Origin of the sequence: Streptomyces similanensis, from assembly GCF_039543625.1 — a bacterium.
Classification (GTDB): domain Bacteria; phylum Actinomycetota; class Actinomycetes; order Streptomycetales; family Streptomycetaceae; genus Streptomyces; species Streptomyces similanensis.
Genome location: NZ_BAABKC010000101.1, coordinates 1 through 19,814, shown reverse-complemented (window position 1 = coordinate 19,814; position 19,814 = coordinate 1). Strand labels below are relative to the sequence as shown.

At 74.6% G+C, this 19,814-nt stretch carries 18 protein-coding genes; 8 read left to right on the top strand and 10 right to left on the bottom strand.

What is annotated here, in order from left to right; all coding sequences use genetic code 11:
• Positions 1 to 213: 213 nt before the first annotated feature.
• Complete coding sequence (locus tag ABEB07_RS29855; RefSeq protein WP_345671192.1) at positions 214 to 1,752, bottom strand: helix-turn-helix domain-containing protein; 1,539 nt, start codon at positions 1,750 to 1,752, stop codon at positions 214 to 216.
• 358 nt (positions 1,753 to 2,110) lie between these two features.
• On the opposite strand from ABEB07_RS29855, the gene ABEB07_RS29850 reads away from it, so the two are divergent.
• Positions 2,111 to 2,731 carry an L-threonylcarbamoyladenylate synthase gene (locus ABEB07_RS29850; protein WP_176147861.1) on the top strand — a complete coding sequence of 207 codons (621 nt, stop codon included), beginning with the start codon at positions 2,111 to 2,113 and terminating at the stop codon, positions 2,729 to 2,731.
• A gap of 107 nt (positions 2,732 to 2,838) precedes the next feature.
• Positions 2,839 to 4,341, top strand: coding sequence for a metallophosphoesterase family protein (locus tag ABEB07_RS29845; RefSeq protein WP_345671191.1), 1,503 nt, complete (start codon positions 2,839 to 2,841; stop codon positions 4,339 to 4,341).
• An 88-nt stretch (positions 4,342 to 4,429) separates the two neighbouring features.
• Here the strand turns inward: ABEB07_RS29845 and ABEB07_RS29840 are convergent, their stop codons facing one another.
• Positions 4,430 to 5,419 carry a TauD/TfdA dioxygenase family protein gene (locus ABEB07_RS29840; RefSeq protein ID WP_345671190.1) on the bottom strand — a complete coding sequence of 330 codons (990 nt, stop codon included), beginning with the start codon at positions 5,417 to 5,419 and terminating at the stop codon, positions 4,430 to 4,432.
• 185 nt (positions 5,420 to 5,604) lie between these two features.
• Here ABEB07_RS29840 and ABEB07_RS29835 point away from each other — a divergent pair, with 185 nt between their 5' ends.
• Entirely contained in the window at positions 5,605 to 6,216 is a 612-nt protein-coding gene (locus ABEB07_RS29835) for a DNA polymerase ligase N-terminal domain-containing protein (protein WP_345671189.1), read from the top strand.
• A gap of 4 nt (positions 6,217 to 6,220) precedes the next feature.
• Here ABEB07_RS29835 and ABEB07_RS29830 read toward each other — a convergent pair whose 3' ends face one another.
• Both ABEB07_RS29830 and ABEB07_RS29825 read right to left on the bottom strand, forming a co-directional pair.
• Complete coding sequence (locus tag ABEB07_RS29830; RefSeq protein WP_345671188.1) at positions 6,221 to 8,548, bottom strand: SpoIIE family protein phosphatase; 2,328 nt, start codon at positions 8,546 to 8,548, stop codon at positions 6,221 to 6,223.
• Positions 8,549 to 8,627: 79 nt separating this feature from the next.
• Positions 8,628 to 9,008 carry a DoxX family protein gene (locus tag ABEB07_RS29825; protein ID WP_176147866.1) on the bottom strand — a complete coding sequence of 127 codons (381 nt, stop codon included), beginning with the start codon at positions 9,006 to 9,008 and terminating at the stop codon, positions 8,628 to 8,630.
• 156 nt (positions 9,009 to 9,164) lie between these two features.
• Between ABEB07_RS29825 and ABEB07_RS29820 the strand changes: the two genes are divergently transcribed.
• Both ABEB07_RS29820 and hemC read left to right on the top strand, forming a co-directional pair.
• Positions 9,165 to 10,148, top strand: a complete 984-nt coding sequence (locus ABEB07_RS29820) for an ATP-dependent DNA ligase (protein ID WP_345671186.1) — start codon at positions 9,165 to 9,167, stop codon at positions 10,146 to 10,148.
• Positions 10,149 to 10,222: 74 nt separating this feature from the next.
• Positions 10,223 to 11,158: a hydroxymethylbilane synthase gene (gene hemC / locus ABEB07_RS29815; RefSeq protein ID WP_164588689.1), complete on the top strand. Its 936-nt coding sequence runs from the start codon at positions 10,223 to 10,225 to the stop codon at positions 11,156 to 11,158.
• Positions 11,159 to 11,292: 134 nt separating this feature from the next.
• Here hemC and ABEB07_RS29810 read toward each other — a convergent pair whose 3' ends face one another.
• The 4 genes from ABEB07_RS29810 to ABEB07_RS29795 all read right to left on the bottom strand — a co-directional run bounded on the left by ABEB07_RS29810 (position 11,293) and on the right by ABEB07_RS29795 (position 14,212).
• Positions 11,293 to 11,823: a hypothetical protein gene (locus ABEB07_RS29810; protein WP_164581777.1), complete on the bottom strand. Its 531-nt coding sequence runs from the start codon at positions 11,821 to 11,823 to the stop codon at positions 11,293 to 11,295.
• A 238-nt stretch (positions 11,824 to 12,061) separates the two neighbouring features.
• On the bottom strand, positions 12,062 to 12,922 hold the full coding sequence (locus tag ABEB07_RS29805) for an ABC transporter permease (protein ID WP_345671185.1): 861 nt from the start codon (positions 12,920 to 12,922) through the stop codon (positions 12,062 to 12,064).
• The gene (locus ABEB07_RS29800) at positions 12,882 to 13,817 is read right to left on the bottom strand and encodes an ABC transporter ATP-binding protein (RefSeq protein ID WP_345671184.1); all 936 of its coding nucleotides are present in this window, start codon (positions 13,815 to 13,817) and stop codon (positions 12,882 to 12,884) included. Before ABEB07_RS29800 ends, ABEB07_RS29805 begins: the two co-directional genes overlap by 41 nt.
• The gene (locus ABEB07_RS29795) at positions 13,814 to 14,212 is read right to left on the bottom strand and encodes a MarR family winged helix-turn-helix transcriptional regulator (protein WP_345671218.1); all 399 of its coding nucleotides are present in this window, start codon (positions 14,210 to 14,212) and stop codon (positions 13,814 to 13,816) included. The genes ABEB07_RS29800 and ABEB07_RS29795 overlap by 4 nt, the downstream gene beginning before the upstream one ends.
• A 455-nt stretch (positions 14,213 to 14,667) precedes the next feature.
• Between ABEB07_RS29795 and ABEB07_RS29790 the strand changes: the two genes are divergently transcribed.
• Positions 14,668 to 15,459 carry an RNA polymerase sigma factor SigF gene (locus tag ABEB07_RS29790; RefSeq protein ID WP_164589513.1) on the top strand — a complete coding sequence of 264 codons (792 nt, stop codon included), beginning with the start codon at positions 14,668 to 14,670 and terminating at the stop codon, positions 15,457 to 15,459.
• Positions 15,460 to 15,586: 127 nt separating this feature from the next.
• A complete protein-coding gene (locus ABEB07_RS29785; protein ID WP_176147870.1) occupies positions 15,587 to 16,393 on the top strand; it encodes a VOC family protein in 807 nt (268 codons plus the stop codon).
• A 77-nt stretch (positions 16,394 to 16,470) separates the two neighbouring features.
• Here the strand turns inward: ABEB07_RS29785 and glgX are convergent, their stop codons facing one another.
• On the bottom strand, positions 16,471 to 18,636 hold the full coding sequence (glgX, locus tag ABEB07_RS29780; protein ID WP_176147871.1) for a glycogen debranching protein GlgX: 2,166 nt from the start codon (positions 18,634 to 18,636) through the stop codon (positions 16,471 to 16,473).
• Complete coding sequence (locus ABEB07_RS29775; RefSeq protein WP_164589481.1) at positions 18,633 to 19,145, bottom strand: pep a2; 513 nt, start codon at positions 19,143 to 19,145, stop codon at positions 18,633 to 18,635. Before ABEB07_RS29775 ends, glgX begins: the two co-directional genes overlap by 4 nt.
• 328 nt (positions 19,146 to 19,473) lie before the next feature.
• Between ABEB07_RS29775 and ABEB07_RS29770 the strand changes: the two genes are divergently transcribed.
• Positions 19,474 to 19,814 (top strand): DUF5133 domain-containing protein (locus tag ABEB07_RS29770; RefSeq protein WP_345671181.1); only part of this gene is annotated, 341 nt, incomplete at its 3' end.

Sequence of the window (19,814 nt, the reverse complement as noted above, 5' to 3'; positions counted from 1 at the left end):
CGGGGACCCGGTGGTGTTCCTCACAGGGACGGCGCCGGTGGCCCCCTGGGCCGACGCGGCGTGCGGAGGCGCGCCGGGTGGAGGCCGGACCGGTCCCCCGTTCCGGTCCGGCCTCCGCGAGCGGCCCGCGCAGTGGCTCCGCGGCCCGTCGAACCTACGTGGCCCGGGGAGCCGTCGGTACCGCGCCGGTGCCCTTTCGGGCAGCCGGAGGACTCACTCGTGCACAGGTCGGTCCGCAATGCCCTCATTCATGTCCGTCAGGGCGGGCGGGTCGAGGTCGCCCGCGGCCAGATGGGCGAGGACGATCTCGTACAGATCGCTCCCGACGGTGAGGAGCCGTCGTTCCAGGACGGGTTCCACGCCCCGTACGTGCTCCCGCACGGTCTGTGCGTGCACGCCGAGCAGGTGGGCGGCGCGTTCGGCGTTGCCGCCCGCGGCGATCCAGGCGCGCAGCGTGGTGCGCACGTCCCGGGTGTCCGCGGCCAGCCGGCCGAGCAGCTCGTGCGCCCAGGTGCGCAGCGCGGGGCCGGCCAGCAGGTCGGGCAGGCGCGCGGCGCGGGCGGGGGGCGCGGGGGCGGGTGCGGCGGCCGGGGCGGGGCCGAGGGCCGCCTCGGTGTTCAGGGCCAGGTGGACGGCGGCCCGGACGGTCAGCTGGGAGAAGTCGGCGCCGAGGAGCCGTTCCGCCCGTTCCATGCGGGCCCGTACGGTATTGCGGCTCACGCCGAGGATCCGGGCGGCGCTCACCGCGGTGAACTCCAGGCCGAGCCGGGTGGTGGCGACCAGTTCGGCACGGGTGTGGTGGGGCAGGGCGTCCAGCGGGCGCAGCAGCCGGCCGGACCAGGCGCGCAGGGCCTCGGGGTCCATCAGGCGTTCGGGGTGGGTGCGCTCGGCGTACACGGCGGTGCCGTCGGGGCGGACCCGGGCCAGGGCGAGGGCGCTGACGGCCTGCCCGTAGGCGGTGGCGGTGCGGGCCAGGGTGTGCCGGGTGCTGCCGCCGAGGTAGGTGTGCGGGCGCCCGCCGACCAGGGAGCGCAGGCTGCGGCCGACGGTCTCGGCGGGGGCGACCACGATGACGTGGCCGTCGACGGCCGGGCAGCGCACGACCAGGGCCCGCCGGCCGGCGGCGTCCAGGCACTCGGCGGTCAGCCGTTCGCGTTCGTCGGGACGGACCTCCACGACGTAGACGGTGGCGGTGTCGGTGTCGAGCAGGCCCGGCCACAGGCCCGCGGCGACCCGGCGGGCGGAGACGGTGTCCTCGACCATCAGAAGTTGCAGGACGGCCAGGCGCAGCGCGGAGGCGGCCTGTTCGAGCCGTCGTGCGGCGGCGGCGCTCTCGTCGGCGCGCAGCAGCAGTTCGACCACGGCGGCGGTGCGGCCGAGCAGTTCGGCGGCCTGCCGGTCGAAGGGGGTGGCGCGGGCGACGGCCAGGACGCCGGCCGGGGGCGCGTGCGGGCGTCCCACGCTCACCGCGTGGACGTGCCGGCCGCGGTCCTGGAGGGATGCGGAGGCGAGCCGTCCGGCGAGGAGGTCGGCGACCGGGTCCTCGGCCAGCAGCGCCGGCTCCCCGGCCAGGAGCGCGCCGTCGCCGTCCAGGAGGCAGGCCGTGCCGTGCGCGGCGTCGGCGAGCCAGGCCACGACCTTGCGCACGTCCCGCCCGCCGGGCCGCAATTGCTCCAGAAGTTCCTCGGCCCAGGTCGCCGGTAGGCTGTGCGGGCCGTGTGCCACGGCGTCCCGATCCTCTCGGCCGGCCATGTCGGCCCTCTCCTCTCTCCCTGTGCACCGCACTGACCTCGGTGTTTCCGGTCGAGGACGTTATCAGTGACGCGCACGGCGGTGCGGCTGCGGGCACGGGGCGGTGCGGCGCGCGGCGTACCGGCGGAAGAGGATCGGCGGCTTCGCCGGCGGGTCACGGGGGGAGGTGAGCGGCCGGCGAAGCCGCGCGTCCGGTGCCGGGGGGACAGCTCCCGGACGCTGTACACCTCTGGTTCCCCCGGATGCGCGGAGTAAGCCGGCGAAGTGGGAACGGGTTCGGCGCGCGTCCTCGGGGGCGGCCCCGGCGCCCGTCGCGGCCCGTACGGCGGCGCGCCGGAGGACGGCATAAGCTCGGCGGATGGCGAAGTACTTCGACGTTCACCCGGACAACCCCCAGCCGCGCGCCCTCCAGCAGGTCGTCGGCAGTCTGCGCGAGGGGGCGTTGATCGCGTATCCGACGGACTCCTGCTACGCCCTGGGCTGCCGGCTGGGCAGCCGGGACGGGGTCGAGCGGATCCGGTCGATCCGCCGGCTGGACGACCGGCACCACTTCACGCTGGTGTGCCAGGACTTCGCGCAGCTGGGGCAGTTCGTGCGGATCGACAACGACGTGTTCCGCGCCATCAAGGCGTCCACGCCCGGCAGTTACACGTTCATCCTCCCGGCCACGCGGGAGGTGCCGCGCATGTTGCAGCATCCGAGGAAGAAGACCGTCGGGGTGCGCATCCCGGACCACGTCGTGGCGCAGGCGCTGGTGGCGGAGCTGGGCGAGCCGCTGCTGTCCAGCACGCTGCTGCTGCCCGACGAGGACGAGCCGATGACGCAGGGCTGGGAGATCAAGGACCGGCTCGACCACGAGCTGGACGCGGTGGTCGACTCGGGCGACTGCGGCACCGAGCCGACCACGGTCATCGACTTCTCCGGCGGGGAGGCCGAGATCGTGCGGCACGGCGCGGGCGACACCTCGCGGTTCGAGTGAGCTGACGTCCCGCGCAGGGCTGTCACCGGCTCAGTTCCCGCGGCCGAGCCGGTAGTTGGGTCGACCCGCCGTGTGGGTGCGGCGGCGCCGTTGTTACGGTGCACGGCGTGTCTGACTCCTCACGCGATACCGTCGAAGGCGCCGGCTGGAACGCCGCCGAACGCGGCGAGTACCGGCGACTGCTGCCCGGCCGGGTCGAGAAGCTGTCGTGGCTGAACCCCAGGACGCTGTGGGCCGCCCGCAACGGCGTCGTGGCGTCCTGGTTCGGCGACCCCACCGGGCGTACCCGCGAGCGCTGGGTGGCGCAGCGTGCGGCGGCCGGCGCCCCGGCGGACAAGGTGGTCCGCCGCGCGGAGGGGGATCGTTTCTCCTTCATGGTGCTCGGTGACACCGGCGAGGGCGACGAGTCCCAGTACGCCGTCGTGCCGGGCTTCCTGAAGGTGAGCCGGGACACCTCGTTCGCCGTGATAGCCAGCGACGTGATCTATCCGGTGGGCCGTACGGACGACTACGGCACCAAGTTCTTCCGCCCGTACCAGGACTACCCGGCCCCCGTGTACGCCGTCCCCGGCAACCACGACTGGTACGAGGACCTGGGCGGGTTCATGCGCGTCTTCTGCGACGACGCGCCGCCGCTGGAACCGGAGCCCGCACCCCGGGCGCTCAGCGGGGCCTGGTGGCGGACGCTGCTGTGGCACCGGCCGCGTCCGGCCGACGAGGAGGCCCTCACCGAGGCGCGCAAGCTGCGCTCCGCGCCGGGGCAGCAGGCCGTCCAGCCGGGCCCCTACTGGGCGATCGACGCCGGGCCGGTACGGATCGTCGGCATCGACACCGGGCTGCTCGGCACGCTCGACGCCGAACAGGGCGCCTGGCTGCGGGAGGTCTCGCGCGGGCCCCGCCCGAAGATCCTGATCACCGGTTCGCCGCTGTACGTGGACGGCGAGCACCATCCCTGCGCCATCGAGGGCGGCGGCACCGTCGACGACGTCGTGCGCGACCCGGCCCACCGCTACGTGGCCGCGATCGGCGGCGACATCCACAACTACCAGCGCTATCCGGTGGACCTGGACGGGCGTGTCGTCCAGTACGTCGTCTCCGGCGGCGGCGGCGCGTTCATGCACGCCACGCACACCATCCCGCGGGTGTCGGTGGCGAACGTGACGGAGCGCGAATTCCGTTGCTACCCGCTGCGCGGCGACTCCCTCGCCTTCTACGGCCGGCTCTACGGCCGCCGGCTGCGGCTGCCCCGGTTCTTCGCCCTCACCGAGGCCGAGGCGATGGCCGTGGTCGCCGAACGGCTCGGCGTCCCGCCGGTGCGGCACCCGGCCGGGCCGGTCCGCGTCACCCGGCGGATGCGGCTGGTGGCGAGCCTGCTGGGCGCGGGCCGGCGGCCGGAGCGCCGGGCGCGCTTCCGGCTGCCGGTGCGCAAGATCTACACCCAGCTGTTCTCCCCCGGCTCGGCCACCTACAGCCCGCCGTTCTTCAAGTCCTTCCTGCGTCTGGACGTCACCCCCGAGGCGGTGCGGCTGCGCTGCTTCGCGGCGACGGGCAACCGGGCGCAGGAGATCGACCCGCCGGTCGAGGACGAGGTGACCATCCCGCTGCTCTGACCCGCCCCGCCCGTCCGGCCGTTCCCACCGACGGCCCGGCGCACGGTCCGGCCCGGTCCGGCGCCCCGGCGCACGGTCCCGCTCAGGCTCACCACCGGCCCGGCGCGCTGCCCGTGACCGGGGTGGAGGGCCTGCCGTCCACGCCGGCCGGCACGTCGCCGGCGAGCATCACGCGGTGCATGATCCGCGGGTGGTCCAGACGGGCGCTGTCGGACGGGGCCAGGTGGATGGTGGCGCGGTTGTCCCAGAAGGCCACGCTGCCCGGCTCCCAGCGGAAGCGGACCGTGTACTCGGGCCGCACCGCCTGCTCCAGCAGCATGTCCAGGACGGCCGCGCTCTCCGGGCGGGACAGGCCCTCGATCTGCTCGACGTAGTAGCCGTTGACGAACAGCACCCGCTCCCCCGTCTCGGGGTGGACGCGCACCAGCGGGTGCACGGTGGCGGTCTGGTGCTCCAGCAGGCGGCGGACGTAGGCGTCGTCGCCGGGCCGCGGCTGGTAGCCGACGCCGAGCCGGTGCTCGGCGCGCAGCCCGTCGACGAAGGCGCGCACCGGGGCGGACAGTCCGGCGTAGGCGGCGGCCAGGTTGGCCCAGGTGGTGTCGCCGCCGTACGGCGGCACGCGCTCGGCGCGCAGGACGGTCGCGGCCGGCGGGTCGACCCGGGCGCCGTGGTCGCAGTGCCAGCCGCGCAGCAGGGTGTGCCGGCGGCGGTGCAGCCACTCGTCGTGGTCCATCCCGAACCGGCCGCCCAGTTCCAGCCGGTCGGCGGTGGTCTCCACCTCCGGGACGCCGGCCGGGGAGGCGCCGCCGCGCCGCGGCAGGACCACCGGCGTGCCGAAGCGGCGGGCGAAGGCCACGTGCCCCTCGTGGTCGAGGCGCTGTCCGCGGAAGAACACCACCTTCCAGCGCAGCACCGCCGCGCGGATCGCGGCGACCACCGTGTCGTCCAGGTCGCCGGCCAGGTCGACGCCGGTGATCTCGGCCCCGATGTGCCCGGCGACCGGGCTGACCTGGACGGCGCCGGCCGGCCCGCCGCCGGCCGCCCGCTCGTGTGCCTGTGCTCCCGTGCCCGTCGTCATGTGCGCTCCGCTGGTCGTCCGTCCGGTCGCGTCCTGCCCAGAAGATCGTGACAGCGATTCGGCGCCGGGTCGACAGGGCCTGGTGCCGCTCGGCGCGGCGCGCGCCCGGGCCGGGGGCGCGTCGGCCGGGGAGCGGGGGGTACTCGGAGGCGTCGGTGCACACGATCAGTACGAGGAGGCCCGGCGTGGCTGCGGACGACCGGCTGCGGGAGTACCGCGGCAAGCGTGACTTCGGACGGACCATGGAGCCGTCGGGGCAGCGGGCCCCGGGCGACGAGGCGCCGCGGTTCGTGGTGCAGATCCACGACGCGCGCCGGACGCACTTCGACTTCCGGCTCCAGGTGGGCGACGTGCTGAAGTCCTGGTCGGTCCCCAAGGGGCCCTCGGACGACCCGCACGACAAGCGGCTCGCGGTGCCCACCGAGGACCACCCGCTGGAGTACGAGCACTTCGAGGGCGTGATCCCGAAGGGCGAGTACGGCGGCGGCACGGTGATCGTCTGGGACCGGGGCACCTACGAGCCGCTGAGCCACGACCGCCGGGGGCGTCCGGTCGGCTTCGCCGAGTCCCTGGAGCACGGGCACGCCACCTTCCGCCTGTACGGCGAGAAGCTGCGCGGCGAGTACGCCCTCACCCGCTTCCGCGACGGCCGCGACGGCGAGGAGGAGGCGTGGCTGCTGGTGCGCAAGGGCACGGGCCGTACGGACGCGCACGGCACCCCCGATCCGCACCGGGCCCGCTCGGTGCGCACCGGACGCACCCTCGCCCAGGTCGCGGCGGAGGGCGGCGAGGAGTAGCCGCTCACCCGGGCGGCAGCGGCTGCTCGCACCAGATGGTCTTGCCGCGGCCGCTCGGTCTGCTGCCCCAGCGCTGGGTGAGCTGGGCGACCAGGAGCAGTCCGCGGCCGCCCTCGTCGTAGGCGTGGGCGCGGCGCAGGTGCGGTGAGGTGGAACTGGAGTCGGAGACCTCGCAGATGAGGGTGCGGTCGCGGATCAGCCGCAGCTGGATGGGGGGTCCGCCGTAGCGGATGGCGTTGGTGACCAGCTCGCTGACGACCAGTTCGGTGACGAACGCGGTCTCCTCCAGCCCCCAGGCGGCCAGTTGCTCGGCTGCGGCCTGCCGGGCGGCGGCCACGTGCACGGGGTCCGGGGCGATGTCCCAGGTGGCGACCTGGTCGGCGCCCAGGGCGCGGGTGCGGGCCAGCAGCAGCACCACGTCGTCGTCCGGCTCCTCGGGCAGGACGGCCTTCAGGGCGCCGTCGGCCAGGTCCGCCAGCGAGTCGGCGGGCGCGGCCAGGGTGCGGCGCAGCTCGGCGCCGGCCCGGTCGGCGTCGCGTTCGAGCAGGCCGTCGGTGAACAGGGCGACGAGCGAGCCCTCGGGCAGGTCCAGTTCCATCGCCTCGAAGGGCAGTCCGCCCACGCCGAGCGGCGGTCCCGGGGCCAGCGCCACCGGTTCGGCCGCGCGGCCGGGCAGGGCGAGGACGGGGGGCGGGTGGCCGGCGGCGGCCAGGGCGAGGCGGCGGGCCACCGGGTCGTAGACGGCGTACAGGCAGGTGGCGCCGAGTTCCGGCACGTCGTCGCCGTGGTCGCCGGCCAGATGGGTGACCAGGTCGTCCAGGTGGGTGAGGAGTTCGTCCGGCGGCAGGTCCACGTCGGCCAGGGTGCGCACGGCCGTGCGCAGCCGGCCCATCGTCGCCTGCGCCTGGATGCCGTGGCCCACGACGTCGCCGACGACCAGCGCGACCCGGCTGCCGGAGAGGGGGATCACGTCGAACCAGTCGCCGCCGATGCCCGCCGGGGAGACGCAGGGCAGGTAGCGGTGGACAACCTCGACGGCGGCCTGGCCGCTCAGCCCGCGCGGCAGCAGGCTGTGCTGGAGGGCGAGGGCGATGGTGCGTTCCCGGGCGAAGCGGCGGGCGTTGTCGACGCAGACGGCGGCCCGGCTGGCCAGTTCCTCGGCGAAGACCGCGTCGTCGGCGGCGTAGGCGTCGGGCTGGGTGATGCGGACGGCGACCATGACGCCGAGCGTGGTGCCGCGGGCCCGCAGCGGCACCGTGATCATCGAGTGGGCGCGGTTGCGGTAGCCGTGTCCGGCGGGGCGGCGGGCGTCGCGGTCGGCCTGCCAGCCGGTGAACTCCGGCTCGCCGGCGTGGCTGAGGACGGCCGCGCCCTCCCGCATCGCCCGGGCGGCGGCCGAGGACGGGGGCCGTACGTCGCGTTCGCCCACGCGCACCGCCGCCTCCGGGGTGCCCTCGGTGCGGGAGCCGTGGGCGACCCGGCGCAGCACGACCTCGTCGACGGAGCGGGCGGGCGGCTCGTCCGCGCCGAGCACCCATTCGAGGACGTCGACGGTGGCGAAGTCGGCGAACTGCGGCACCAGCAGTTCCACCAGTTCCTCGGCGGTGCGCACCACGTCCAGGGTGGTGCCGATGCCGGCCGCCGCCTCGTTGAGCAGGGCGAGCCGGCGCCGGGACCAGTACTGCTCGCTGCTGTCCTGCGCGGCCAGGGCGACGCCGGCCGGCTCCCCGGAGGCGTCGCGCACGGGCCACATCTCCACGCTCCAGGCGTGTTCGCGGTGCAGGGCGGGAGCGCTGGCGAAGGTCTCGTGGCGGATCGGCTCGCCGGTCTCGGCGACCCGGCGCAGGTGCTCGGCGAAGCTCCGGTCGGTCTCGGCGCACGCCACCGTCTCCAGGTAGGGGCGGCCGAGCAGGGCGGACTCCGGCACCCCCATCCGGCGGCACGCCGCGTCGTTGACGCGCAGGTAGCGCTGCCGGGTGTCGAAGACGGACATCGGCATGGACGCCTGCTGGAAGGCCTGTCCGGCGAGGGTGGGTTCGGGCCGGCCGTCGGGTTCGGCGGTCACCACGAAGCGGTCCGGGCGGCCCGCTGCGTCCAGCACCGGACAGGCGCGCAGCACGGCCGTCACCGTGGACCCGTCCCGGTGGCGCAGAGCGGCGGTCCCCACGAGTGCGGCCACGGCGCCGGGCGGCGGCTCCTGCGCGAGCAGGTCGCGCGCCGCACGCCCGACCGTCTCCTCGGCCGCGTACCCGGTCAGCCGCCGGGCGCCCTCGCTCCAGCCCGTGACGACGCCGCGGGCGTCGACGATCGCCGCAACGGAGACCTGCTGCATGTTCCCAGGATGGGGCGCGCACCACGGCCCCTCAAGCGCGACACGGCGGACCGGGGCGGCCGGGTGCCTCCCGTCCGGGTCACGCCGGGCGGCGGGCGCCCTTGGCGACGCTACGGGCCCACAGGACCAGGGGGACCTGGAGCGGCAGGCGGCCGAGTGCCGCCGCCTTCTGGGGTGCGGGGCGGTCGCGCCAGTCGACGGCCATCTGGATGTTGGCCGGGAGGACGCCGACGAAGAAGGCGGCCGTGGCGCGGGCCGCCACCCGGCGGGTGCGGGGCAGCGCGACGCCGGCCGCCAGCGCGAGTTCGGCGACGCCGCTGGCGCGGGTCCAGGTGCGCGGGGAGCCCGGCAGGACGCGCGGGACGATCGCGTCGAACTGGCGCGGGGAGACGAAGTGGGCGACGCCCGCCGTGGCCAGCAGGCCGGCGAGCAGCAGCGATGAGCGTTCGGACCGGGGCACGGTTCCTCCTCGAATGGACTGCGGCGCGATCCTACTGGACGGTAAGTACGGCCCGGAGGCCCGTTCCGGGGGCATTCGGGGGGAAGTTCGCGGCGAATCGGGGCACAGCGGCCGGGCGCGGGCTTGGCGGCGGGGGCGGGCGTCGAGACCTCAGCCGTGACCCTGCCGATGATCGCTCCCATGCTCGCCACGCCCGGCGTCCTGCCGCCGGCCGCGCAGGACGCGCGCTGGGCGTACGAGACCAAGCAGGACGGCCAGCGGGCGGTGGCCTACCTGCCCGGCGACGGCTCCCTGGTGCTGCGGGCCCGCTCCGGCGAGGACATCACCGCGGCCTATCCGGAACTGGGTCCGCTCGGCGCGGCCCTCGGCGCGACGCCGGCCGTGCTGGACGGCGAGGTCCTGGCCCTGGACGAGCGGGGCCGGGCCAGTTTCCAGCTGCTCCAGCACCGCATGGGGTTGGCGCACTCCCCCGCCCTGGCGGCCCGCCGGGCGGCCCGGGTCCCCGTCCACCTCGTGCTGTTCGACGTACTGCACCTCGGCGCCGAGCCGCTGCTCGCGCTGCCCTACGCCCGGCGGCGCGAGCGGCTGGCGGCGCTGGCGCTCGACGGACCGCGCTGGTCGACGCCGCGGGCCGTCGTCGGGCACGGCGCCCAGGCGCTGGCCGCCACCCGCGAGCACGGCCTGGAGGGGCTGGTGTGCAAGCGGCTGGACTCGGTGTACGAGCCGGGGGTGCGCTCGCGGGCCTGGATCAAGATCCGCAACATGCTCAGCGAGGACGTCGTCGTGGGCGGCTGGCTGCCCGGCAAGGGACGGCTGACCGGGCTGCCGGGCGCGGTGCTGGTGGGCCAGCGCGGCGGCGGCCGGCTGCGCTACGTCGGCAGCGTGGGCACCGGCTGGAGCGAGGCCGAGCGGACCGAGCTGGCCGATCTCCTCGCGGGGCTGGCGACGCGGGTGTGCCCCTTCGATCCGGCGCCGGCGGTGCGCGGCGCGCACTGGGTGCTGCCCCGGCTGGTCGGCGAGGTGCGCTACAGCGTCCGTACCCGGGCGGGTCTGCTGCGCCAGCCGTCGTGGCTGCGGCTGCGCCCGGACCTCACCCCGGAGGAGTCGGCGGCGGATCTGCCGGACGGCCCCGCGAGGTGAGGGCGCGTCAGGGGGGCGGGGCGCCGGACGGTGAGCGGCGCCGGGGAGCCGGCCGACGGTCTATCGTGTCCCGCATGTCCGTGCCGGAACTGATCCGTATCGTCTCCCGCGACTCACCGATGGCGCTCGCCCAGGTGGAGCGCGTCCGCGCCGAGCTGGCCGCCCTGCACCCCGGGGTGCGCACCGAGGTGGTGCCGGTGAAGACCACCGGCGACAAGTGGCTCGGCGCGCTGTCGAAGGTGGAGGGCAAGGGGGCGTTCACCAAGGAGGTGGACGCCGCGCTGCTGGCCGGCGAGGCGGACCTCGCGGTGCACTGCCTCAAGGACGTGCCCGCCGACCGGCCGCTGCCCGCGGGCACCACGTTCGCCGCGTTCCTGAAGCGGGACGACATCCGCGACGCGCTCGTCCATCCGGGCGGTCTCACCCTCGACGAGCTGCCGCCCGGCACCCGGATCGGCACCTCGGCGGTGCGGCGGATCGCCCAGCTGGCCGCGACGCACCCGCACCTGACCTGCGTGCCGTTCCGCGGCAACGCCAACCGGCGGCTGGCGAAGCTGGCGGCCGGGGAGGCGGACGCGCTGCTGCTGGCCGCCTCCGGCCTCGACCGCATCGACCGCGCCGACGTGATCAGCGAGGTGCTGTCCCCGGAGACGATGATGCCGCCGATCGGCGCGGGCATCCTGGCCCTCCAGTGCCGCGAGGGCGACAGCGAGCTGATCGGTACGGTGAGCGACCTCGGCGACGCCGACACCCACCGGGCGGCGACCGCCGAGCGCATGTTCCTGCATGTGCTCCAGGGGCACTGCAACAGCCCGATCGCCGGGTACGCGCGGGTCGACCGGAGCGGGGAGCTGTCCCTGCGGGCGTGCGTGTTCACCCCCGACGGCAAGACCCGGCTGAACGCGCACGAGTGGGCGGGCCGTCTGGACGCCGCCACCCTCGGCACCTCGGTCGCCGTGGCCCTGCTGCGCCAGGGCGCCCGTGACATCATCGACGGCATCCCGCACTGAGCACCGCGCGCCGGGCGCCGGTCGCCGCACGCTGAACAGCGGCGCCGGGCCGCGGGACGCCGGACGCCCGCCCGGCGGAGATCCGCGGGGCGGGCGTCCGGCGTGAGCGCGGTGATCCGGCGGCGCCGGCGGGGTCAGCCGGCGGCGCCCGGTTCCGCCTGGTCCCGCAGGAAGTTGCTGACCTGGTGGGCCAGGGTGCCCTGGGCGGCGCAGCACGGCGAGCCCGCGCCGACGGGCGCCTCCTGCACGCCGATGCCGCCGGACCAGAGCCTGCGCCCGGTCCACTCGTCCTCGACGCGCAGCTGGACCTGGATGTCGACCTGGCTCAGGGCGGCCTCCGGGGCCGCCGCGTACAGCACCGCCGTGGCCCGGCGCAGCGGATGGACGTCGTAGCCCTCGATGAACTGCGAGTTGCGCCAGTCGACGAACGCGCTCTCCCCGTCCGGGCCGATCCGTACGTCGAGCTGGCCGTCCTCCAGATGGAGGCCGAAGGGCCGCGAGCCGCGGTTCTCGACGGTGACCCGGAGGCGGAAGTACGTCAGGCCCTCGGCCGCGTCGTCGCGTCCGCGCGGCGGCTCGGCCTGCTCCAGACCGTGCACGCGGACACGCAGACCGGCGTGCTCGTCGTACTCGTGCCAGTCCCCGACCACGTTCGGCTCGTACACAATGCAACCTCTCGACTTCAGAGCTGCTTCCTATCTGTGGGCGAAGGAGACTGTCAAATGCGCGGAATGCGCCGTGGCCAGGTAATTCCACCGCTTTGATCAACGATCAAGCCGTGCGCTGGAGATATCCCCGATCGCGGCCCCGGGGCGGCCGCCGCGGGGGTGCCGTACATCACGTCGGGGCGCGGTGCGCGGCGGGCCGTCCGACCGGTCGGACCGGCGGGCCCGCCGCGGGGGTTCACCGGGCCAGCCGGCCCAGCAGGGCGGAGGCCGCGGTGATGCCGGCCGCGGCGGCCAGCACCAGGACGGCGAAGTCGGCGCCCAGGTGCGCCGGAGTGCCCAGCAGCAGTCCGCGCAGGGCGTCCACCTGGTAGCTGAGCGGGTTCGCCTTGCTGACCGCCTGGAGCCAGCCGGGCATCACGGCGACCGGGTACAGGGCGTTGGAGCCGAAGAACAGCGGCATGGTGATCGCCTGTCCGATGCCCATCAGCCGGTCGCGGCTGAGCACGATCCCGGCGATGGTCATGGACAGACAGGAGAAGAACGCCGAGCCGAGGATCACGGCCGCGGCGACGCCGAGCAGCCGCAGCGGGTTCCAGGTCAGCGCCACGCCGAGCAGCGCGGCGATCACGATGACGACCACCGCCTGGATCAGCGACTTCACCCCGGCGGCGAACGCCTTGCCGGTCACCAGGGCCGAGCGCGGGGTCGGCGTGACCAGCAGCTTGTTGAGCACGCCCGCGTCCCGCTCCCAGATGATCTGGATGCCGTAGAAGATGGCGATGAACATGGCGGACTGGGCGATGATGCCGGGCGCCATGAAGTCGATGTACGGGGTGCCGCCGGTCGGGATCGCCCGGATGCGGGTGAAGGTCTGGCCGAAGATCAGCAGCCACAGCGCGGGCTGGACCGCGCGGGTGTACAGCTCGGTGCGGTCGTGGCGCAGTTTCTGCAGCTCGACCACGCACATGGCGCCGACCCGGGCGGGCAGCAGCCGCCAGCCGGCGCGCGGCCGCGGCGGCCGCACCAGGAGGCCGATGCCGTCGGCCGCGGCGGGGTCAGCCGACACGCTGGGCGGTGCGACGGGTGCTTCGGACATCGCGGAAATCTCCTGAACTGTCGTCGAGGCCGCTGCCGGCCACCTCCCGGAAGACGTCCTCCAGCGTGGGCGGCGCGCCGTCGGCGGGGCCGCCCTCGGCGCGGCGCCGCTCGCCGAGTCCGTGGCGCAGCTCGGCCGGGGTGCCGAGGGCGCGGACGCGGCCGCGGTGCATGAGGCCGACCCGGTCGCAGTACTGGTCGGCCTCGTCCATGTAGTGCGTGGTGACCAGGACGGTCATGCCGGTGGCGGTGCGTACGGCGTTGATGTGCTCCCACACTCCGGTGCGGGCGATCGGGTCGAGGCCGATGGTCGGCTCGTCCAGGATCAGCAGCCGGGGCGCGCTGACCAGGGCCTGGGCCAGTTCGAGACGGCGGACCATGCCGCCGGAGTAGGTCTTCGCCAGCCGGTCGGCGGCCTCGGTGAGGTCGACGGCGGCCAGCGCCTGGGCGACCCGGGCGGCGCGTTCGCGGCGCGGGACGTCGAAGACGCGGGCGAAGAGCGTGACGTTCTCCCGGCCGGTCAGGGCGGCGTCGGCGGACAGCTGCTGGGGGACGTAGCCGAGCAGGCGGCGTACGGCCATCCGGTCGTCGGCCGGGTCGCGGCCGAAGACGCGGACCATGCCGGCCGGGACCGGCAGCAGGGTGGTGACGCAGCGGATGGCGGTGGTCTTCCCGGCGCCGTTGGGTCCGAGCAGTCCGAACACCTCGCCCGGCCGTACGGTCAGGTCGAGGCCGTCGACGGCGTTCGTGCCGCCGAAGGCGTAGACGAGCCCCGCGCAGGCGACGGCGTCGGGGCCGCCCGGCTGGGCGGCGGAACCGTCCCGGGCGGCGGTGGGGCCGGTGCTGTCGTGGGCCGCTTCGGTGGCGGTCGTGGTGTCGGCGGGGTCCCCGGTCATGGGCGGTCGGCCTCCTCGTGCAGGTTCTCGGCCAGCCTGCGCAGGGCGGGGATCGCCGCGCGCAGGGCGTCCCGGTCGGCCGGCGCCAGCCGCTCCACCTGGCCGCGGACGAGGGCCGCGCGGCGCTCGCGCCAGTCGCGCAGCCGCGTCCGGGCGGCCTCGGTGAGCAGCAGGCGGGCGGCCCGCCGGTCGGCGGGGTCGGTTTCCCGGACCAGCCGGCCGTCCCGGACCAGCTGGTTGACCAGCGTGGAGACGGAGTTGCCGGCCAGGTGCAGTTCCTTGGCGGCGTCCGAGACGCCGATGCCCGGGCGGGCCTCGATCAGGCGCAGCAGCTCGACCTCGGCGCCGCGCAGCCGCGCCACGGTCAGGCCGGCGCGCAGCCGGCGCCGGATCATCCGCTGGACGCCGACGAGCGCGTCGGCCAGGTCGTCGGCGTAGGCGTCCTCGCCCCGCGGGTTCTCTGGTTCCACGCCGCCAGATTACCTCTGTAGCAGAGGTAATGTTCCCATGGGAGGGTCAAGACCGCGCGCTCGCCGCGGGCGCCGGTGCGCGCTCGTTTTCCGTCGTTGTTCCGTCGTTGTTCCGTCGTTGAAATGCACAGCGTTCCCTGCGGTGGCAATTCGCCGAGCGCGGGTCGACAATTGAGATTCATGCGGCCGTGCACGGCCGGCGCATTTCGGAATGGCTCTGAAATCGCCGTACCCGTGAATCCGCATTCGAGTGCTTCGGACCGGAGGCACGTCCGTGGGAGCCGGCGCGCGCCGGGACCCCGGTGTCTCTCCGGGAGCCCCCTGCCCGCGTCTCCCCGCGGTGTCCGCCCATCCAGCACCTGCTGAGGGAGGCGCAGCGTATGCGTACCACCGGCAGAACCAAGGCCCATCCGCACGACGACGCGCCCGACACCGCCGCGGCCTTCGAACGGCTCGCCGCGCTGCCCGACGGACCCGAGCGCAAGGCGCTGCGCGACGAGCTGGTCCAGGTGTGGCTGCCCATGGCCGAGCGGATCGCGGTCAGGTTCCGCGGGCGCGGCGAGGCCCTGGAGGATCTGTACCAGGTGGCGGCGCTCGGCCTGGTGAAGGCCGTCGACCACTACGATCCGGCCCGCGGCTACGCGTTCGAGGCGTACGCCGTGCCGACGGTGACCGGCGAGATCAAGCGGCACTTCCGCGACCACATGTGGACCCTGCACGTGCCGCGCCGGGTGCAGGACCTGCGCAACCGGGTGCGGCGGGCGGCCAAGGAGCTGGCCCAGACGACGCCGGGCCGGCCGCCGACCGTCGCGGAGATCGCCGAGTACACCCAGCTCAGCGTGGACGACGTGCGCACCGGCATGGAGGCGCTGGACTGCTTCGCCGCGCTGTCGCTGGAGGCGGAGGTCCCGGGAACCGACGGCTACGCGCTCGGCGACGGCCTCGGCGAGGCCGATCCGCGCTACGACCTCGTGGTGGACCGGGTGGCGGTGCGGCCCTGTCTCGAGGCACTGCCCGAGCGGGAGCGCATGATCCTCTACCTGCGGTTCTTCCGGGGGATGACGCAGAGCCGGATCGCGCAGCAGCTCGGCATCTCGCAGATGCACGTGTCGCGTCTGCTCAGCGGCTGCTTCGCCCAGTTGCGCGAGGAGCTGCTCGCCGAGACGGGCTGACGGGTCGCGGGCCAGGTCGGGCGCCGTTTCGGGGACCCGCGCAGGGTACTCGGCAGGCGCCCCCGGGACGCCGGTCCGACACTGGTGTGAGACCGGTGGCCACCGGCCGACGAGACCAGGACGTGCCATGAACCACGACGCGACACCCTCCGCCACCCCTTCGACCGGCGTCGTCTCCACCCAGACGGTGTGCGGGGCGCCGTGCTGGGTCAGTCTGACCAGCCGCGACCTGGAGGCCACGGAGGAGTTCTACCGGGCGGTGCTGGGCTGGGAGTGGCGCTCGGCCAAGCTCGGCGACCGCTTCCGCATCGCGCTGGTGGACGGCGCGCCGGTGGCGGGGATCGCGGCGGTGGCCTCCATGTGGCAGATGGCGGTGGCCTGGACGCCGTACTTCGCCGTGCCGAGCGCCGACGCGGCGGTCTCCCGGGCGCAGGAGCGCGGCGGCACGGCGGCGGTCGGCCCGATCTCGCTGCCGCCCGGGCGGGCCGCCCTGCTGGCCGACCGCGACGGCGCGACCTTCGGCATCTGGGAGGGCGACCTGTTCACCGACTGGGAGACCTGGCGCAAGGCGGCGCCGGCCTTCATCCGGCTGCACACCCGCGACGCCTTCGACGCCGCGATCTTCTACGGCGAGGTCCTGGACTGGGCCTCGGAGCGGCCGGGCTGTGTCGAGGTCCGCTACGAGGGCGACGAGGTGGTGCTGCGCAGCCACGGCGAGATCGTCGCGCGCATCGAGTCGGGGGCGCTGGGGGCGGCCCCCGATCCGACGATCCGGCCGCACTGGCAGATCCACTTCCGGGTCGCCGACGTGGCCGCCTGCGCGCGGGCGGCCGAGAGCCACGGCGGCAGCGTGCTGCGCGAGGGTCCCGAGGAGGTCGTGCTGCGCGACGCCGACGGGGCGCAGTTCACGGTCACCTCCCGCCGCGAGGCCTGACCGCCTCCTCCCCCGCCGTACGGGTGTGAGGGCCACCCCCACGAGCGGGGCGGCCCTCGCGCACGTACGGCGGCCGGTCAGCCGCCGCCGGTGCGCCCGGTGCGCGGCGGGCGGGTGAGCAGCACCAGGCTGCGCGGCTCCACGCGCAGTTCGCCGCCCGGCTTGTGCTCCGCCTCGTCCGGGGGGCCCTGCGGTTCGGCGGTGTCGATGAGGGCGGTCCAGCGGTCGCCGTAGCCGGGGCCGGGCAGCCGGAAGCCGACCGGTTCCCAGTAGCCGTTGAGCAGCAGCAGGAACGAGTCGTCCACGACCGGCCGGCCGTGCGGATCGGGTTCGGCGATCGCGTCGCCGTTGAGGAAGACCATCAGGGAGTGCGCGTCGGAGCGCCGCCAGTCCTCCTCGGCCATCTCGTGGCCGTCCGGCAGCAGCCACACCAGGTCGGGCAGCGGCTGGTCGTCGCGGGTCGCGGTCTCGCCCCGGAAGAAGCGGCGGCGGCGCAGCACGGGGTGGGCGGTGCGCAGGCCGATGACGTACCGGGTGAAATCGGCGAGCCGGCGCTGCTCCCCGGTCAGCCGCCAGTCGATCCAGGAGGTGGCGTCGTCCTGGCAGTAGGCGTTGTTGTTGCCGCCCTGGGTGCGGCCCAGCTCGTCGCCGTGGCAGAGCATCGGGATGCCCTGCGAGAGCAGCAGTGTGGCGAGGAGGTTGCGCTGCTGGCGGGCGCGCAGTTCGAGGATCGCGGGGTCCTCGGTGTCGCCCTCGGCGCCGCAGTTCCAGGACCGGTTGGCGCTCTCGCCGTCCCGGTTGCCCTCGCCGTTGGCCTCGTTGTGCTTGTCGTTGTACGAGACGAGGTCGCGCAGCGTGAAACCGTCGTGCGCGGTCACGAAGTTGACGCTGGCGCGCGGCCGTCGCCGGTTGTGGGCGTACAGGTCGGCGGAGCCGGTCAGCCGGGACGCGAAGTCGCCGAGGGTGTGCTCCTCGCCGCGCCAGAAGTCCCGTACCGCGTCGCGGTACAGGCCGTTCCACTCCGACCACAGGGGCGGGAAGTTGCCCACCTGGTAGCCGCCCTCGCCCACGTCCCAGGGTTCGGCGATCAGCTTGACGCGGCTGATCACCGGGTCCTGCTGGATCAGGTCGAAGAACGCCGAGAGCCGGTCGACCTCGTGGAACTGCCGGGCCAGGGTGGCCGCGAGGTCGAAGCGGAACCCGTCGACGTGCATCTCGGTGACCCAGTAGCGCAGCGAGTCCATGATCAGCTGGAGCACGTAGGGGTGGCGCATCAGCAGGCTGTTGCCGGTGCCGGTGGTGTCGTAGTAGTGCGACCAGTCGCCGTCCACCAGGCGGTAGTACGAGGCGTTGTCGATGCCCCGGAAGGAGAGCGTGGGCCCCTTCTCGTTGCCCTCGGCGGTGTGGTTGTAGACGACGTCGAGGATGACTTCCAGGCCGGCCGCGTGCAGCGCCTTGACCATCGACTTGAACTCGTCGACCTGCCGGCCCCGGGTGCCGTGGGCGGCGTAGTCGTTGTGCGGGGCGAAGAAGCCGATGGTGTTGTAGCCCCAGTAGTTGGTCAGGCCCCGGCCCTGGAGCACGCCGTCGTGCACGAACTGGTGGACCGGCATCAGCTCGACGGCCGTGACCCCCAGCCTGGTCAGGTGCTCGATCACCGCGGGGTGGGCGAGTCCGGCGTAGGTGCCGCGCAGTTCGGGCGGGACGTCGGGGTGGGTGCGGGTCAGGCCGCGCACGTGCGCCTCGTAGATCACGCTGTCGGAGTAGGCCCGGCGCGGCGGGCGGTCCTCGCCCCAGTCGAAGGACGGGTCGGTGACCACGCCGAGCATCGTGTGCCCGGCGCTGTCGGCGGGGTCGGGGCCGTGCGGGGCGCGCTCGTAGAGCGAGGGATGGTCGTCCATCCGTCCGTCCACGGCGCGCGCGTAGGGGTCCAGGAGCAGCTTCTTCGGGTTGCAGCGGTGGCCGGCGGCCGGGTGCCAGGGGCCGTGCACCCGGTAGCCGTAGCGCTGGCCCGGTCCGACGCCGGGCAGGTAGCCGTGCCACACGAAGCCGTCGGCCTCGGCGAGCGCCACCGCGCGGTGGGCGCCGGCGTCGTCCACGAGGACGAGTTCGACGCGGTCGGCGACCTCGCTGAACAGCGCGAAGTTGGTGCCTTCCCCGTCGTAGGCGGCGCCCAGCGGGTAGGGGTACCCGCTCCACACGGGCACGGGCACCCCTTCGCGTCTCGTGCGGCGCCTCGTCACCGAGCCCCCTCCAGGACGGCCACGGGGCCGCCGGCGGGCTGGGCGAGGGCGACGACCGGCAGTTCGCGCGGTGGCTTGAGGCCCTCGGTGAGGGTGGGGGCCGGGGCCTTCGGGACGAGCGGGACGCGCACCCCGGCGCGGGCCCGCTGCGAGAACCAGATGATCTTGCTGCCGGTCTCGGCGGCGCAGCACCCCCAGCCGTCGCTCGTCGCCGCGATGCGGGCCAGGCAGGCCCGCAGGTCCTGGTCGGGGCGCAGATCGTGGTTGTTCTCCCCGACCGCGGTGATGAGGTGCTGGCCGGTCCACCACATCTCGATGGACGTGTGCTTGTCCCTCGCGTGTGCGTCGATGGCCTTCAGCAGCATCTCGGCGCCGCCGCACACGGGCTCGACGAGATCCTCCAGGTCCCAGAGCCGAAGGTGCGCGGCCAGGATGCGCCTGACCTGTCCGACCCGCTCCGGGCTGACTTCCACGTCGAGGTGGTAGTAGCAGGGCACTGCGCTCTTCATCGTCGTTGGCTCCTCACCGGCGGGGCTCGCGCTCCCTGTTCTCGCCCCGGTGGGCGAATCCCCGAGCACGAAGCGTGAGCGTTTGTTGCCTCTGAGTCAGAACCACAGTGCGGCCGCTACGCCATTCGTGCAACACGAAGGGCGCCGACCGGGGCGAACGCGCCGAAAGGCTGGTTGAAGTCCCAACAGGACGGTGAGTCGTTGAACGTGCACCATGAGTGAAAGTCTCGAGCGCCGTGAACGGGACCCGTGCCTGTGCGTGCGCGGTCTCCGCCCCGACCGTCGGGGAGACGTGCCCATCGAGCGCTTCCGAAAGGTGAACAGCGCCATGCTGCTACCCGCCAAGACCGAAGTCGCCCGGTATCTGCGGCGCTACCGGGCGTGGGAACGCGCGACGCTCGCGTCTCCCGAGGACCGCAGGGTGCGAGCCACGTTCGAGGACGCCGGCTACAGCCTGTGCGTGCTGATGGGCAAGCGGTGCGCACGGGAGGCGGCGGACGCCGCGGAGCGCTATCTGCGCACCAACACCGGCGCCTACCTGCGGGAGCAGACGCGGGAGCAGAGCGCCCCCCGGCCGCACGTGGCGGCCGTCGCGGGCCGCGGCCGCCGCCGGGCCGCCGAGGCCGCGCCGGCGGAGGCGCGGGTGGCCGGCAAGGTCCGGGCCGCGCG